The sequence below is a fragment of the Pseudomonas sp. Sample_10 genome (genome assembly GCF_004321495.1).
Lineage (GTDB): Bacteria > Pseudomonadota > Gammaproteobacteria > Pseudomonadales > Pseudomonadaceae > Aquipseudomonas.
On sequence record NZ_RCOE01000155.1, the window covers coordinates 1 to 15,699 of the forward strand.

Annotated in this window: 16 protein-coding genes; 9 read left to right on the plus strand and 7 right to left on the minus strand. The window is 60.7% G+C overall.

What is annotated here, in order from left to right:
• Window positions 1-62: 62 nt before the first annotated feature.
• Complete coding sequence (locus D8U18_RS15455) at window positions 63-1,109, minus strand: class I SAM-dependent methyltransferase (protein ID WP_131107925.1); 1,047 nt, start codon at window positions 1,107-1,109, stop codon at window positions 63-65.
• A gap of 458 nt (window positions 1,110-1,567) precedes the next feature.
• Between D8U18_RS15455 and D8U18_RS15460 the strand changes: the two genes are divergently transcribed.
• The 4 genes from D8U18_RS15460 (at window position 1,568) to D8U18_RS15475 (ending at window position 6,631) form a co-directional block, all read left to right on the plus strand.
• Window positions 1,568-2,902: an acetamidase/formamidase family protein gene (locus D8U18_RS15460; RefSeq protein ID WP_131107926.1), complete on the plus strand. Its 1,335-nt coding sequence runs from the start codon at window positions 1,568-1,570 to the stop codon at window positions 2,900-2,902.
• 143 nt (window positions 2,903-3,045) lie between these two features.
• A complete protein-coding gene (locus tag D8U18_RS15465) occupies window positions 3,046-3,885 on the plus strand; it encodes a DUF692 domain-containing protein (RefSeq protein ID WP_130908526.1) in 840 nt (279 codons plus the stop codon).
• Window positions 3,878-4,636 carry a putative DNA-binding domain-containing protein gene (locus D8U18_RS15470; protein ID WP_131107927.1) on the plus strand — a complete coding sequence of 253 codons (759 nt, stop codon included), beginning with the start codon at window positions 3,878-3,880 and terminating at the stop codon, window positions 4,634-4,636. The genes D8U18_RS15465 and D8U18_RS15470 overlap by 8 nt, the downstream gene beginning before the upstream one ends.
• A 369-nt stretch (window positions 4,637-5,005) precedes the next feature.
• Window positions 5,006-6,631 carry a methyl-accepting chemotaxis protein gene (locus D8U18_RS15475; RefSeq protein ID WP_056856881.1) on the plus strand — a complete coding sequence of 542 codons (1,626 nt, stop codon included), beginning with the start codon at window positions 5,006-5,008 and terminating at the stop codon, window positions 6,629-6,631.
• A 25-nt stretch (window positions 6,632-6,656) separates the two neighbouring features.
• Here the strand turns inward: D8U18_RS15475 and D8U18_RS15480 are convergent, their stop codons facing one another.
• The 5 genes from D8U18_RS15480 to D8U18_RS15500 all read right to left on the minus strand — a co-directional run bounded on the left by D8U18_RS15480 (window position 6,657) and on the right by D8U18_RS15500 (window position 10,949).
• Window positions 6,657-7,604, minus strand: a complete 948-nt coding sequence (locus D8U18_RS15480; protein WP_056856880.1) for a phosphatidate cytidylyltransferase — start codon at window positions 7,602-7,604, stop codon at window positions 6,657-6,659.
• Window positions 7,601-8,200 (minus strand): lysophospholipid acyltransferase family protein, encoded by a 600-nt coding sequence (locus tag D8U18_RS15485; RefSeq protein ID WP_056856879.1) that lies wholly within the window; start codon window positions 8,198-8,200, stop codon window positions 7,601-7,603. Before D8U18_RS15485 ends, D8U18_RS15480 begins: the two co-directional genes overlap by 4 nt.
• Entirely contained in the window at window positions 8,187-8,819 is a 633-nt protein-coding gene (locus D8U18_RS15490) for a CDP-alcohol phosphatidyltransferase family protein (RefSeq protein ID WP_131107928.1), read from the minus strand. The genes D8U18_RS15485 and D8U18_RS15490 overlap by 14 nt, the downstream gene beginning before the upstream one ends.
• A gap of 82 nt (window positions 8,820-8,901) precedes the next feature.
• Window positions 8,902-10,212, minus strand: a complete 1,311-nt coding sequence (locus D8U18_RS15495; protein ID WP_131107929.1) for a HAMP domain-containing sensor histidine kinase — start codon at window positions 10,210-10,212, stop codon at window positions 8,902-8,904.
• Window positions 10,209-10,949, minus strand: coding sequence for a response regulator (locus D8U18_RS15500; protein WP_056856876.1), 741 nt, complete (start codon window positions 10,947-10,949; stop codon window positions 10,209-10,211). The genes D8U18_RS15495 and D8U18_RS15500 overlap by 4 nt, the downstream gene beginning before the upstream one ends.
• A 306-nt stretch (window positions 10,950-11,255) precedes the next feature.
• On the opposite strand from D8U18_RS15500, the gene D8U18_RS15505 reads away from it, so the two are divergent.
• The 3 genes from D8U18_RS15505 to D8U18_RS15515 all read left to right on the plus strand — a co-directional run bounded on the left by D8U18_RS15505 (window position 11,256) and on the right by D8U18_RS15515 (window position 13,139).
• Complete coding sequence (locus tag D8U18_RS15505; RefSeq protein WP_056856875.1) at window positions 11,256-11,519, plus strand: DUF2790 domain-containing protein; 264 nt, start codon at window positions 11,256-11,258, stop codon at window positions 11,517-11,519.
• A 49-nt stretch (window positions 11,520-11,568) separates the two neighbouring features.
• Window positions 11,569-11,823, plus strand: a complete 255-nt coding sequence (locus D8U18_RS15510) for a hypothetical protein (RefSeq protein ID WP_056856874.1) — start codon at window positions 11,569-11,571, stop codon at window positions 11,821-11,823.
• 89 nt (window positions 11,824-11,912) lie between these two features.
• Window positions 11,913-13,139, plus strand: a complete 1,227-nt coding sequence (locus tag D8U18_RS15515; protein WP_131107930.1) for a cytochrome c biogenesis protein DipZ — start codon at window positions 11,913-11,915, stop codon at window positions 13,137-13,139.
• A 9-nt stretch (window positions 13,140-13,148) separates the two neighbouring features.
• Here D8U18_RS15515 and D8U18_RS15520 read toward each other — a convergent pair whose 3' ends face one another.
• The gene (locus D8U18_RS15520) at window positions 13,149-14,141 is read right to left on the minus strand and encodes an AraC family transcriptional regulator (protein ID WP_131107931.1); all 993 of its coding nucleotides are present in this window, start codon (window positions 14,139-14,141) and stop codon (window positions 13,149-13,151) included.
• A gap of 182 nt (window positions 14,142-14,323) precedes the next feature.
• Between D8U18_RS15520 and D8U18_RS15525 the strand changes: the two genes are divergently transcribed.
• Both D8U18_RS15525 and D8U18_RS15530 read left to right on the plus strand, forming a co-directional pair.
• Window positions 14,324-14,593 (plus strand): DUF4242 domain-containing protein, encoded by a 270-nt coding sequence (locus D8U18_RS15525; protein ID WP_056856871.1) that lies wholly within the window; start codon window positions 14,324-14,326, stop codon window positions 14,591-14,593.
• Window positions 14,594-14,636: 43 nt separating this feature from the next.
• Complete coding sequence (locus tag D8U18_RS15530) at window positions 14,637-15,449, plus strand: class I SAM-dependent methyltransferase (protein ID WP_130905111.1); 813 nt, start codon at window positions 14,637-14,639, stop codon at window positions 15,447-15,449.
• Window positions 15,450-15,699: the final 250 nt, after the last annotated feature.

Consider the following 15,699-nt stretch of genomic DNA (forward strand, 5'->3'; position numbering starts at 1 on the left):
GTGTGTCAGCTGAGATCAATGTACCTGACGCACTCTCATGAGCAAGCTCACTCCTGCAAAGATTACTTGCGCGCCTCCAGAATCAGGTTGAACGGCGTTTGCGTAGCCCGACGGAAACTCGAGAACCCGGCCTCGGTGAAGACCTTGCGCAACCGCGCTTCACCCGCTTGCGCACCGAGCCCGAGCCCGACCTCCTGGGACAATGAGTTGGGAGTGCAGATAAAGGTCGAGGCTGCATAGAACAACCGGCCGACCGGGTTGATGTTGTCATCGAGCGCGTCATTGGCGAACGGCTCTACCAGCAGCACCGTGCCGTCCGGTTTCAATGACTGATAGGCGTGCTTCGCCGCGCCTACGGGGTCACCCATGTCATGCAGGCAGTCGAAGTAGCAGATCAGGTCGTAGTCGTCGCCGGGGTAGCTTTTCGCCGTGCCCTGGAAGAACCGCGCGCGGCCGGACACGCCGCCTTCTTCGGCGCGCTGGGTGGCCACGGTCACGGAGGGCGCGTGGTAGTCGAAACCGACGAATCGCGAATTCGGAAACGCCTGAGCCATGATCACCGTCGACGCGCCATGGCCGCAACCGACGTCCGCGACTTTGGCGCCTTGCTCCAGTTTGGCGACAACGCCTTCAAGGGCCGGCAGCCATTCGGCGATCAGGTGAGCTTTATAGCCGGGACGGAAGAACCGTTCGGTGCCGCTGAACATGCACGGATGGTGATCGCCCCAGGGCAGGGCGCCGTCACCGCGCATCGCTTTGATCAATTTGTCCTTGTCATGAAAAAACGACGCGACCACGCCGATGCCGCCAGCGATGTACACCGGCGAGTCTTCGATGGCCAGGGCCAAAGCCTGTTCCTCAGGCAGGCGGAATTGGCCGTCGCTGTGTTCCATATAGCCGGAGGCGGCATGGGCGCTGAGCCATTCGCGCACCAGGCGGGGGTTGCAGCCGGTCTTGTCGGCGAGGGTTTCGGGGCTGATCAGCTGGCTGTCGGCCATGGCCCGGTACAGGCCCAGCTCTTCGCCGAGAATGACGTTGGCGAGCATCGCCGCGCCACCCATGTCATTCACCAGTTTGCCCATGAAATCGTTGAGTCTGGCCTCGTCCATCACGTGTGCTCCTTTGACAGGATCACAGTCCGGAAGCGTTGTTGGTCCGGGCGGTGGTCGTGGGAATGAACAGGACATCAAGCAGGTCCTGTGGTGCATTAAGTTTAGTTCGCAGGCCGTATACCGCGGGTTGGAGCGACGAAAGTGCTCTATGGCTTTGCACTGAGCCCTGTGGGAGCGGGCTTGCCCGCGATTGCGGTGTGTCAGCCGCCGAAAATGCAATAGGTGCCGGCCTCATCGCGGGCAAGCCCGCTCCCACAGGGTTTTGCGGCGATCTCATGTATCCCACTGTATCCAAACGGCCTCTCGATACAGTCCCGCGCAATTGCAGACCCCCACCGAACACAGACCAGATACAAACCTGCGCTGAACTGTTGAGCCACTTTCCCTGGCCGCATTCACCCGCGGCCGTTCGCTCCTGACTCTGTTCCGCGCCTGATGCGGTCAAGGGGACCACAATGACAACACGTGTGCCTGAATCCAAACTCAACGCCACACCGGTCGATCGCCTGCGGGTCGATCACTACACCAACGGCATTATCGGCCCGAGCCAGCCGATGCTCGGGCCGCTGGCTGACGGTGGCACCCTGATCACCGGCACGCCGCCGGGCTGTTGGGGACCGATGATCACGCCGGCCTTCGAGGGTGGCCATGAAGTGACACAACCGGTCGCCATCGTCGGTGCACAGATCGGCGATGCCGTGGCGATCAAGATCAAAAGCATGCGCGTGACGTCGCTGGCTACATCCTCCGGCGTGATGAAGTTCGTTGAGGGGCGCTACAACGGCGATCCGTTCGTCGCCAAATTCTGCTCCAAATGCGGCACCGAACATCCGGCCAGCCATGTCGATGGCATTGGCGAAGACGCGATTCGTTGCAACAACTGCGGCGCTGAAGTCAGCGCGTTTCGCTTCAGCCACGGCTATGTGATCGTGTTCGATGCGCAGAACCAGGTCAGCCTCACGGTCAATCAGGACATCGCCAATCAACTGGCCGGCAACGCCAGCGAAATGTCGGCACTGCCGGAGTTCGCTGCGCAGCACTCGATCCTGTCCCTGGCCCGTGCCGATATTCCGGGCGTCGCGGCGCACATGCGGCCGTTCCTCGGCAACATCGGCACGATGCCGTCCCGTGACATTCCCGATTCGCACAACTGCGCTGATTTCGGCCAATACCTGATCAATGCACCGCACCGTTTCGGCATGACCCGCGAAGAACTGCACGCGGCCAAGACCGACGGCCACATGGACACCAATTCGATCCGCGAAGGCTGCGTGTTGATCTGCCCGGTGAAAGTGCCGGGTGCCGGGGTGTACATGGGGGACATGCACGCTCAGCAGGGCAATGGCGAGATCGCCGGGCATGCCACCGATTGCTCCGGGGAAACCGAAGTGGTGGTGCAGGTGGTGAAGAACCTGACCCTGGATGGGCCGATCCTTCTGCAAAACCTCGATGACCTGCCGCCGATGGCGCGACCAATGAACGCCGAACAGCAGGCCAAAGTCCGGGCGTTAGGTGAACGTTGGGGCCAGCAGGAGATCGAGCAGAGCGGTCCGATCACCTTCATCGGCAGTGGCGAAAACCTCAACCTGGCCGTGGAGAATGGCTTGCAGCGCGCCGCTTCCGTCACCGGCCTGCCTTATGACGAAGTGCTCAACCGCGCCACCATTACCGGTTCCATCGATATCAGTCGCTTGCCGGGCACCGTGCGCGTGACGTTCCTGTGCCCGATGGCCGTGCTGGATCGCATCGGCATCGGTCATCTGGTGCGCGAGAAGTACGACCTGGCGTAATGCCGGGCGGCGGGCCTGTACCACAGTGTGTACAGGCCTGCTGACGATACAAGTCCTGCCGTTTTCCGTCGGCACGCAACACAGTTCCGATACACCGCTTCGATTAACTGTGCTTACGTTCTGACAACCTTGAGATCGACACCATGCAGACCCCCCTCACTTCCGCCAAGGCCAGCGCCGGGCTCGGCTTGCGTCGCGGTTTAATGAAAGACCTTCAGGCTGCCCCAGCCGGTCATTTCGACTTTCTTGAAGTCGCTCCGGAAAACTGGATCGGTATCGGCGGCGCCCATGGCGCGGCGTTGCGAAGCCTGGCCGAGCGTTATCCGTTGTCCTGTCACGGCTTGTCGCTGTCGCTGGGCGGGCCGTCGCCGCTGGATGTCGGGTTTCTGCAAGAGGTGCGGGTTTTTCTCGATCACTACAACGTGCCGCTGTACAGCGAGCACCTGAGTTACTGCAGCGATGACGGTCATCTTTATGACCTGTTGCCGCTGCCGTTTACCGAAGAGGCGGTGCATCACGTCGCTGCGCGCATCCGCCAGGCCCAGGACATTCTCGGTCGACGCCTGGCTGTGGAAAACGTCTCGTACTACGCCGCGCCGCAGCAGGACATGGATGAAGTCACGTTCACCAACGCCGTGCTGCGCGAAGCCGATTGCGACCTGTTGCTGGACGTCAACAACGTCTACGTCAATTCGATCAACCACGGCTTCGATCCGCGTACCTTCCTGGCCGGCATCGATGCCAACCGCGTGGTGGCCATGCACATCGCCGGGCACTTCGATGAATCCGACACCTTGAAAATCGACACCCATGGCGCCTCGGTCAAACCTGCGGTCTGGTCGCTGCTGGCCGAGGCCTATGCACGTTTCGGTGCGCAACCGACGCTGCTGGAACGGGACTTCAACTTCCCGGCGTTTTCCGAACTGGTTGCCGAACTGGACACCATCCGCCGTTTACAGGCCGAGGAGGTGAACCGTGGCTAAGCGTTCGCTGCACCAACAGCAAAACAGCATGGGCCTGTACCTGCGCGACCCCGACCACTGCGCGCCACCCCCCGAGATGGACCCGGCACGGGCGCAGGTTTATCGCGATCTGGTGTTCGCCAACCTGTCGTCGCTGATCAGCGGTACTTTCCCGGTGCTGGTGAAGATCCTCGGTGACCAACAGTGGCGGGCGCTGGTGCGAATCTTCCTGCGCGACTACCGTGCCCACACGCCGAAATTCGGTGAGATCGCGCAAGAGTTCGTCGAGTTTCTCGCGTCAGAGCCTGAGGCATTGGCCAGTGGGGCGTGGCCGCCGTTCATGGTGGAACTTGCGCACTACGAGTGGGTTGAGATGGCGCTGCAGCAGTCAGAGGCTGAGCCACTGTCATCCGGCGATAGCGAGTCGTTGCTGGATCGTCCGTTGCAGGTTTCACCCTTGGCGTGGCCACTGGCGTATGCCTGGCCGGTGCAGAGGGTGGGACCGGATTTCCAGCCCGATGTGGCGCCGGATCAGCCGACGTTGCTGTTGGTTCGTCGAGACCCGGATTTCAGCGTGAAATTCTCCGGGTTGAGCCCGTTGGCGTTTCGACTGTTGCAGCGCATCGAGGAATTTCCCGGGCTGACCGGACGGGCGCAGTTGCTGGCATTGGCGCACGAGGCGGGAATGACCGGCTCATCAGAGTTCTTTGATAACGGCCTGGCGTTGTTGCAGCAGTTGCATGAACAATCCGTGGTGGGCGTGAACCTCTGACCGGCGCCAATCTCCAAACCACCACACATCCCCTGTAGGAGCGAGCCTGCTCGCGATGGCGGTCTTTCAATCAGAAATGATGTGACTGACTCACCGCTATCGCGAGCAGGCTCGCTCCTGCAGGGGGGGTGGTGCTGCGTGAAAATGGGTACTTGCGTGCCAGGTGTCTCACCGCTGAAACAGTACTGACTCTTTGAAATTTATTTGCTGAACCCCCCGCAATAATCCTCAAGCCTGGCCGATACAACCAACAGGCGTACATGAATTCATTACAACAATGGCGCCTGTCTGAAGAAGCGTGCGCCCATGCCCGCCATTTCAGTGATCACGCAAGGATGCTCGCCGCCACACTTTCCCGAGAGTCGTCCTATGTCCTTGCGTCAGCTGAATATCGCGCCTCGCGCTTTCCTGGGTTTTGCCTTCATTGCCTTGCTGGTCATCGTGCTCGGTGTGTTCGCGGTGAACCGCATGACGGTTATCCGCCAGGCCTCCGTCGACATGGAGGCGACGCAACTGCCCAGCGTCGGTTTTCTCGGCAACATGACCGAAAACGTCCTGCGCATGCGCATTCTGTCGTTCCGGATTTTGGTCAACCGCGATCCAGCGGCGTTGCAGGAAGCCCAGACGCGCATCAACGTGCTGATCGACAAGCTGCGCAGTGCGCAAGCCAGTTACGCCGCGCTGCCGGCCGGTGCCGAAGAAGCGCAGCTGTACAAGACGTTCGAGGCCACGCTCAACAACTACATGCAAGCCCAGAACCAGATGATGGAGCTGTCGCGGCAGAACAAACTCGATGAAATGCGCGCGCTGATCAATACGCGGATCAAGGACGGTACCGATCAGATGGGCGAGCAGTTGAACAAATTGGTGGCGCTCAATAACGCCGATGCCAAGCAGGCGTCGACTGTTGCCGGGGACAATTACGACAGTGCCATTACCGGCATCGTCGCAGTAGCGGTAATCGCGTCGTTACTGACCGTGCTGTTGGCCTGGCTGTTGACCCGCAGCATCGTCACGCCGTTGAACCGCGCCGTACTGGCTGCACAGACCATTGCCGAAGGTAACCTGACGAAGACCATCGAGGTCGATGGCAAGGACGAACCGGCGCGGTTGCTCGGCGCCCTGGCCACGATGCAGGCCAGCCTGCGCAAAACTATCGAACAGATTGCCGGCTCCGCCACACAACTGGGCACGGCCGCCGAAGAACTCAGCGCGGTGACTCAAGACGCATCCCGTGGTTTGCAACAACAGAACAATGAAATCGAACAGGCCGCCACCGCCGTCAATGAAATGACCGCCGCCGTGGAAGAAGTGGCGCGTAACGCGGTGTCGACCTCCGAAGCATCGAATCAATCGACCCAGGCCGCCCGTGAAGGCCGTGACCGTGTGGTGGAAACCGTCGATGCCATCCAGACCATGACCCACGACGTGCACAACACCTCGCTGATGATTGAAGGTCTGGCGGCCCAGGGGCGTGATATCGGCAAGGTGCTGGATGTGATCCGTGCCATCGCCGAGCAAACCAATCTGTTGGCGCTCAACGCGGCCATCGAAGCGGCCCGTGCCGGCGAAGCAGGGCGGGGGTTTGCTGTCGTGGCGGACGAAGTTCGGGCGCTGGCCCATCGCACGGCGCAATCGACCCAGGAGATCGAGAAGATGGTCGCCGGCATCCAGAACGGCACCGGCGAAGCCGTGGCATCGATGCAGCAAAGCAATCATCGCACCCAAAGCACTCTGGAATTGGCTCGCGCCGCCGGTGTGGCGCTGGAGCAGATCACCCAGTCGATCCACCTGATCAATGAGCGCAATCTGGTCATCGCCAGTGCCTCGGAGGAGCAGGCGCAGGTGTCCCGCGAAGTCGATCGCAACCTGGTGAACATTCGCGATCTGGCTTCGCAGTCCGCCGCCGGTGCCAACCAGACCAGCACCGCGACCCATGAGCTGTCGCGATTGGCGGTGGATCTGAATGCGCTGGTGGCGCGGTTTGTCATCTGACCGACAAGCCGTGGTTGTCATCGGTTTACAGCACGGAAAAGAAGTACCGGGTCAGGTGAAAGAAGATCGGCGCGGCGAAGCAGATCGAGTCCATGCGATCGAGCATGCCGCCGTGCCCCTTGATCATGGTGCCCCAGTCCTTGGCGCTGAGGCTGCGTTTGATCGCAGACATGACCAGGCCACCGAGAAAACCCATGACCACGATCACCAGCGACATCAACAGCGACTGCCAGAAGTTGAACGGCGTCATCCAGAACATGCAGCCGCCGATCAGCGTGGCGGACAGCCCGCCACCTACCAGCCCTTCCACGGTTTTCGAAGGGCTGACCAACGGCGCGACTTTGTGCTTGCCCAACAGCTTGCCGAAGACGTACTGCAGCACATCACTCAACTGCACGACGAACACCAGATAGAACAACAGCAGCGCGTTCTGGCCGGTGAACCCTTGCAGGTCCAGCAACAAAAGGGCCGGCGCGTGGCTGATGCAGTAAACGCAGATCATCACGCCCCACTGGATCTTGGCTGTTCTTTCCAGAAACGCCTCGGTGTCCTGGCTCAACACCGCGATCGCCGGCAACAACAGAAAGGCATACACCGGAATCAACAGCGTGAACATCGAGTACCAGTGGCTGCCGATCAGCAGGTATTGCAGGGGTATCAAGATAAAAAACGCCGAGAACAGCGCGTTGTGGTCGCCCAGTGTCGTCGGGGTCAGGGTGATGAACTCCCTGAGGGCGAACAGGGAAATGAAGCCGAACAGCACCACCGTCGCATTCGGCCCCAATAACCAGGAAACGAAGAAGATGATCACCATCCCCCACCAGGCGTTCACGCGCTGGTTGAGGTTTTCGATGGTGGAGATTGCGCCTTCGCTCGTGGCACGCCTGGCCAGCACTCGACCGATCACCGAAGCGAGCGCCAACAAGCAGGCGATCGCGAAAAAGAACCACAGGAATTTTTGCTCAAGACTCATTTCGACAGCCTCACGATGGCGTCACGCGCCCGCTCCAGAAACAGCTGTTTGTCTTCGCCAGCAATCCTTGGAAGCGGATTGCCGATACGGATGGTGCAGATGATCGGCAGGGGCACATGCTTGCCCTTGGGCATGGAGCGATGCAGGTTTTCCAGGTAAATGGGCACCAGGTCGACATCGGGGAAGGTTTCGCTGAGCCGGTAGATTCCTGATTTGAATGGCCCCGGCAAGGCCTGGCTGGAGCGGGTGCCTTCGGGAAAAATGATGATCGAGTGACCGGCCCGAACGACATCGAAAATCGGCTCCAGCACATTGGTGCCGGGCGCAGGGTTGCGCTCGATCAGGACCGCATTCAAGCCTTGTTGGGAGATGTAGGAAAGAAACCGGTTTTTGCCCCAGTAATCCGCCGCAGCGACCGGTTTCACATTGACCCGCGCTTCGGGGGGCAGGGCGGCCATGATTGCCAGGGTGTCCATGTGGCTGCTGTGGTTGGCGAAGTAGATGCGCTGGCGGGTGAGGTCCGGCGGGCCTTCCCAGCGGGCGGTGACGCCGATCAGCAGTCTGAGTACCGCGATCAGGGCATTACTGATCCACATGGCCGGCCTCCTTCAGTTGTCTGGAGATTGCCAGGGTGCGGGTGATGCAGGTGGCAGCGGAGCCGATGGCAATGATGATCAGTGTCAGCAGCAGCACGTAGTGGCTGGCGTAAAGGTGGAATTCGACAGCATTGAGCACAAGGCCGACCGTCATCACAGCCATTCGGTGCTGCTTGGCCAGCGGTCCCATGAAGTTCTGCTGCAGGCCGATGGCACCACCGAATACCCGGACATACGCCGTCAACGCGGCGGCCAGGGCGGCGAACCAGCCGAGTTCCGGCTGCCAGATTGCGTAACCCAGCCCGACGATCAGCAGACTGTCGGCGATACGGTCGGGAAACTCGTTGTACAGGCTGCCAATCGGGGATTGCTTGCCGCCTTCGATGGCCACCATCCCGTCGAAGAGATTGCACAGCAGGCGCAATTGAATGGCGATGGCGCAGCAGATTGATCCGGCTACACCGTTATCGATGTTCAGCGCAATGGCGCCGACGAGTGCAAAGGCGATGCTGGTGACGGAGATCTGGTTCGGTGAGATGTCTCTTTTCACCAACGCGTTGGTGATGTGTTTGGCCCAACCGGTGGAACGCGCGCTGATCGGCCTTCTGTTGTCATCCATCACTCGGTATCCCTGTCGCTGGGGTTTTACTAAGCGTATATGCATTCAGCGGCTTTACAGGGTTTTCATCGGTGTTGGGCAATCAACCCCGCAACTTGAGCTCGGCACACAAGCCGCCACCCTCGCGATTGCTCAAGGTCAGCGATCCTCCGATCGCCAACGCCAATTGCTGGGCGATCGCCAGACCCAGCCCGGTACCGCCGGTGCTGCGGTTGCGTGAGTTTTCCACGCGGTAGAACGGTTCCATGACCTGGGCCAGTTCTGCTTCAGCGATGCCTGGGCCACGGTCCATGACTTTCACCGAGACGCTGCCGTCGGCGTTTTTTTCGACCAGCAATTCGGCGGCGCCGGCGAACTTCAGGGCGTTGTCGGTGAGGTTCACCAGTACCCGGCGCAAGGCGTGGGGGCGGGTGTCGATGACCGTTGTGCTCTTGCCGCTCAACTGCACTTGCTTGCCCACGTCCTGATAGTCGAACACCAGGCTGTCGAGGAACGAGTCCAGGTCGGTGCGACGACTCTCTTCGGTGGCGCCATGAACGCTGCGGGCATAGGCCACGCCTTCGCGCACCAGGTGTTCCATTTCGCTGAGGTCGTTCCACAGTTTGTCTTTTTCGACGCAGTCATCCATGAACTCGGCGCGCAGTTTCATCCGGGTGATCGGCGTTTGCAGGTCATGGGAAATCGCGGCCAACAGCTGCATGCGCTCCTTCAGGTAGGCGGCGATGCGCGCCTGCATGGCATTGAAAGCCCTGGCGGCATGGGCCACTTCGGTCGGGCCTTTCTCGTCCAGCAGCACCGGATGGGTGTTGGGATCGAGGGTGTCCACGGCCTCGGCAAGGCGGGTAAGGGGGCGGATGGCGATGCGCACGGCCAGCCAGGTGCAGGCGAGCATCAATGCCAGTTGGCCGAGCAGCACGATGGGCAGCCAGGGCGACAGCGGCACCATTGAAGGCCGCACGTCGATGGTCAGCGGGCTGCCATCCGACAGTTTCAGGTGGACCTGAAAGCGTTTCTGCGGGCCGGGAATGTCGGTTACGGTCATGGGATACTCCATGCCGATGGCATCCTTGATCGAAGTCATCGCGATGGGCGCCTCGGGCATGTTCATGTCCATGGAGGTACCGGGCGAGCCTTCATCCAGCAGGTATCGGTAATTGCGTCGATCCAGTTGCTTGAGCCATCCGGCGCGCTCATGGGCGGGCAAACGGTCGAGGATGGCGACGGAAGTCGAGACGTCGGTTTCCAGGTTGCCGAGCATGGTGGTTTTCGCGCTTTCGTAGCGCTCGTAATACTGCGCACCAAAGGACAGCGCCTGGGCGAGGATCAGGCCGATCAGGAAGATCAGCGACAGCCGCGAAGCCAGGGTGCGAGGCCAGCCCATCGACAGCTTCATGCTGGCGCACCGACGATTTCCACCGGCAGCGAAAATACATAGCCCTCGCTGCGCACGGTCTTGATGTAGGCCGGTTCGCGGGCATCGTCCAGCAAGCGTTGGCGCAGGCGGCTCACCAGCAGGTCGATGGAACGATCGAACAGATCGGCGTCACGGCCCTGGGTCAGGTTGAGCAACTGGTCGCGGTTGAGTACCCGCTGCGGATGATCGAGGAACACCCGCAGCAAACGGTATTCGGCGCCGCTCAAGGCGACCATGGTGCCGTCGCCGTCCAGCAGATGACGGGCCGAGGTGTCCAGCTGCCAGCGCCCGAAGGCCAGCAGGCGACTGCTTTCGGTGACCACCAGGTTGGGTGGCAGCATCCGTGTGCGGCGCAACACCGCGTTGATCCGCGCCAGCAATTCGCGGGCGGCGAACGGCTTGACCAGATAGTCGTCGGCGCCCATCTCAAGGCCGATGATGCGGTCGGTTTCATCGTTGCGGGCGGTGAGCATCAACACCGGCGTGGCCTTGTGTTTTCCCGAGCGCAGTTCGCGGCAGAGCATCAGGCCATCGTCGCCCGGCATCATGATGTCGAGCACGATCAGGTCCACCGGTGTGGACTCGAGAAAAGTCCGCATCTGCCGGCCATCGGCGACGACGGTGGTGCGCAGGCCATTCTTCTTCAGGTAGTTGCCCACCAGTTCGCGGATCTCGCGGTCATCATCAACGATGAGAATGTGATCGACGTGCTCCATGGGGACTTGCCTCTGTAAGGGGTGAATGCCGCACAGTCTACCGAGCCTTTTCCTGCTCGCCCGCAGGGGTTTGTATTGCAGTGTATCTGGCTTGTCGGTGGATACACACAGACGTAAAAAAGCGATTTTCCGGGAGTTTGTATCGCTCTGTATCCCGCGCCGGCTCAGATACTTACCGATTTATCCGCGCCTGTTCCCGACACATACGGGATACCTCGCGAGCTTTTAATAGGTTCCATCGAGGCAAGCCTAACGGCCTCTAGCCAACAAACGATTGACCCTATCGAAACCTTGAGGAAAACCGCCATGAACACCAAAGCCGTCTACGCCGCTTGCCTGTTTGCCGCCCTGAACATCTGCACCTTGTCGGCCCGTGCCGAATCCGATGTCAGCGCTAAACCGTACACCTACGGTACACACCTGGACATTCAGAAAGTCGTATCGCTGAAACAGGACGCCACGCCTTCTTGCGGTGTGGTGGATGCGCAACTGACCTACCTCGATTCCCAGAGCAAAACCCACGTCGTGGACTACCGCAAGATTTCCGATAACTGCGGCTCGGATAACTAAGTGCTGCGATCAGCCATTGCCCAGCCCATTTGAAACGAGGAACAACACCATGAACAACGTCAGCCGATTCTTGACCGCCATTGCCTTTTCCGTCGCCGGCGCCGCGGCCCACGCCAATGCCGCTGTTGAACAAAGTGCCTGCGGCAGCAGCACGTGCTTTCAGCTGACGCCGGTGGCGCAGAAGGGCGGTGAGGGGTTCCTCGCCGAGGATGGATATAACCGCACGCCGCAAGCTCAGGTGGTTGCCGAAAACGGTTATAGCCACACGCCACAGGGCAAGCAACAGGAAAGCCAGAACAGCTGAAGCCCGAACACCACCGATCCACTGTGGGAGCTGGCAACCAGCTTCCACAGGGGATGTATGTCGCCCTCTGATTCGTAATAGGTGATCCCATGTTCCTCATCGCTTTCCTGGGCGGCATATTGACCGTCCTCAGCCCGTGCATTCTGCCGGTCGTGCCGTTCCTGTTCGCGGGCGCCGACCGCACCCGCTCCTCGATCCTGCTGACGCTCGGCGGCATGGCCGTGACATTTGCCCTGGTCGCCAGCCTGGCAGTGGTCAGTAGCGAGTGGGTCATTCAGGCCAGTAATGCCGGCCGCCATGTGGCCCTGATCGTGATGGTGCTGTTTGCCCTGTCGCTGATTTCCGCCCGGGTCGGCGACTGGCTGGCACGACCGTTCGTGTTGCTGGGCAATCGCCTGGACCCCGACAGCCGGAAGGTTTCCGGTCCGCTGGGCTCGCTGATGATCGGGGTCGCCACTGGTCTGCTGTGGGCACCGTGCGCCGGGCCGATCCTCGGGGTCATCCTGACCGGTGCCATGTTGCAGGGTGCGAACGCCGGGACCAGCCTGTTGCTGGTGGCTTACGGTTTGGGCAGTGCGTTGTCGCTGGGCGTCCTGATCTTCGCCGGTCGCGGCCTGGTCAATCGCCTGAAACCATCGATCCCGGTCACTGGCTGGTTGCGTCGTGGTGCCGGTGTCGCCGTGTTGGCCGGGGCGGCGGTGATCTCCACTGGCGCTGATAGCGTGCTGTTGGCCAATACCTCGTCCGAAGGTGTCAGCCGCGTCGAAAAAGGCGTGCTCGAAACCGTGCCCAAGGTCGTCGACTACTTCGTCAGCAAGGTCAAGGCCGATTCCATGGACAATGCCCAGGGCCCCATGCCCTCGCTGAACGGCGCTGTGCAATGGCTCAATTCGCCAGCCCTGACCAACGAATCGCTCAAAGGCAAAGTGGTATTGGTGGACTTCTGGACCTTCGACTGCATCAACTGCAAGCACACCCTGCCGTACGTCAAAGACTGGGCGAAGAAGTACGAAAAGGATGGACTGGTGGTGATCGGCGTGCACACCCCTGAGTACGGCTTCGAACGGATCATCGACAACGTCAAGGACAAGGTGAAGGAGTACGGCATCACCTACCCGGTGGCAATCGACAACAACTACGCGATCTGGCGCAACTTCGACAACCAGTACTGGCCTGCCCACTACCTGATCGATGCCAAGGGCCAGGTGCGTTTCACCCACTTCGGTGAAGGTCGGTATGACACCCAGGAGCAGATGATCCAGCAGCTGCTGGAAGAGGCCAAGGCCGACGCCAAGGCCAGCGCTCCAGCCGTTTGATCTTGCCGATCAATGGCTCACATGCATTGTGCCGTGGGCCACCGAACGATTTTCCTGACTGCGCCGCCAGGCCGCTGGCGGCGCTCCATACTCGCGACGAAATGCCCGACTGAACGCCGTGTCGGTCTGGTAACCCACTTCTTCGGCGATGCGCATCAAGGAACTGTTACTGCTGCGTAACAGGTTGGCTGCGAGCAACATGCGCCATTGCGTCAGGTACTGCATCGGCGACACCCCGACCAATTGTTGAAAGCGCTCCGCCAGCACGGATCGGGAGGTGCCGGCCGTTCGTGCCAGTTCCTCCAGGGTCCAGGTGTGGCAGGGCTTTTTGTGCAAGGCATTGAGTGCGGCGCCGACGATCCGGTCGCTGACCCCGGCCAGCCACCCGGTGCGGGCCTTGCCGTGCTCATGCATGTACAGGCGCAGGACTTCGATGAACAACACTTCGGCCAGTTTGGCCAATACGCCTTCACCGCCAGGCCTGGGCGAGCGGGCTTCGGCCAAGGCATAGCGCACCGAAGATTCCAGCCAGACCCCGGCATTCGAACCGCGCACATTGACCCGCACCACGGATGGCAATCCAGTGAGCAACATGCCCGCCAACCGCGTATCGCACGCCAGATAACCACAGACCAGACGCGTGACCGCGCCGCCACCACCGTAGCTCAGTTGCCGTGGCCGTCGCGCCAGCACCTTGTCCAGCCGCGTCCCGCTGGCCGGTGTCAATCCTGGTTGCGAGCTCATGCGATGGGCATCGCCCTGGGGGAACACCACGACATCGCCAGCGCTCAGTTGCAGGGGCGGATCATCCCCCAGTTCGACATAACACTCGCCCTCGGTGATCAGATGGAAGATCACCACCCGCTCGGCGTTCGGCTCCAGAAACGGTGCCGCCGTATCGGCCCTCGGTGATTGATAGCACCACGGTGCAGTGAACCTGGCATTGATGAAAATGGCGCCGACCAGACGGACGACACGCAGGGTCTGTGACAGGGCATCCATGATGACCTTCCCGTGCGGACCGATGTTCTCGATTGTGAGCCTGCCGCAGCGACTTGTGAAACCGCCGGACGATCGGCCAAGGTTGGCCGACGATCGGACAGGACGCCGGAGGCCGGCAGCGCGATAGTTGACGCACAGGGTCAGCCCGGCTCTGTCATCAATAACAAGAATGAGAGGTTGCCATGCCTAAGTTCGTCATAGAACGCGAGATTCCAGGTGCTGGAACACTGTCAGAAAGGGATTTGAAAGCCGCTTCGCAAAAGTCCTGCAGGGCCTTGCGCGATGTGCCGCAGGTGCAGTGGCTGCAGAGTTATGTCACCGGTGACAAGCTCTACTGCGTGTACATCGCACCAAGCGAAGAACAGATCCAGGAGCATGCACGGCTGAGTGGTTTCCCGGCCAATCGCGTTTCCCAGGTCATGAACATCATCGATCCCACCACGGCGGAATAACGCGCCGGTAGTTGATCTGTGTTCCAACCCAGAGATCGTCTCCATGAGTACACCCATTGATCTTACTGCCTTGAAAAACCGCCAGATGGCCGCCTGGGCCAGTGGTGACTACGCTGTCATCGGCACGACTTTGCAGATCGTCGGCGAGCAACTGGCCGAAGCCTGTGATCTGTTGTGCGATGAGCAAGTGCTCGATGTCGCGGCCGGTAACGGCAACGCGACACTGGCTGCCGCGCGGCGCGGTTGTCAGGTCACCTCCACTGACTATGTGGCCGCATTGCTCGAACGCGGCGAAGATCGCGCCCGGGCGGAACGCCTGAACGTCACCTTCCAGGTGGCCGATGCCGAAGCGCTGCCGTTTGACGATGGCAGTTTCGATGCCGTGCTTTCAACCTTCGGCGTGATGTTTACCCCGGATCAGGCCAAAGCCGCCTCGGAGCTGGCGCGGGTCTGTCGGCCCGGTGGCCGGATCGGTCTGGCCAACTGGACGCCGGAAGGTTTCGTCGGCCAGATGTTCAAGACCCTCGGCCGGCACATGCCTCCACCACCGGGCGCGCAACCGCCTTCGCAGTGGGGCACCGAAGCCTGGCTGCACACACACTTCGACGAGCGCAACTTCCTGGTTCAGGTGACGCGCAAGACCTTCAATTTCCGCTATCGCAGCGCGGCGCATTTCATCGACACCTTCCGTATGTGGTACGGCCCGGTGCACAAGGCATTCGCCGCATTGCCACCGGACGGTGCCAAGGGGCTGGAAAACGACCTGACGGAACTGATCAATCGTTCGAATCGGGCGGGGGACAGGTCTTTGGTGGTGCCGAGTGAATATCTGGAGGTGGTGATTACCCGGCGTTGAATTTGCTTTGGTCCCTGTGGGGGCTGGCTCTCACAGGGGCTGGAGTTGAGCGGGTGAAGGTGAGTGGTGATTGGTTGAAATATCTGTCGCTGCGGTAACGGCGGCTCATGGTTGCGCTTTTACAGCCATCCCTACACCAAACCTGTGGGAGCTGGCTTGCCAGCGATAGCGGCCTGACAGCCCATCAATCTCTAACAGATGTGCCCGATCCCTGTAGGAGCGAGCCTGCTCGCGAAAAACGATTGGGCGA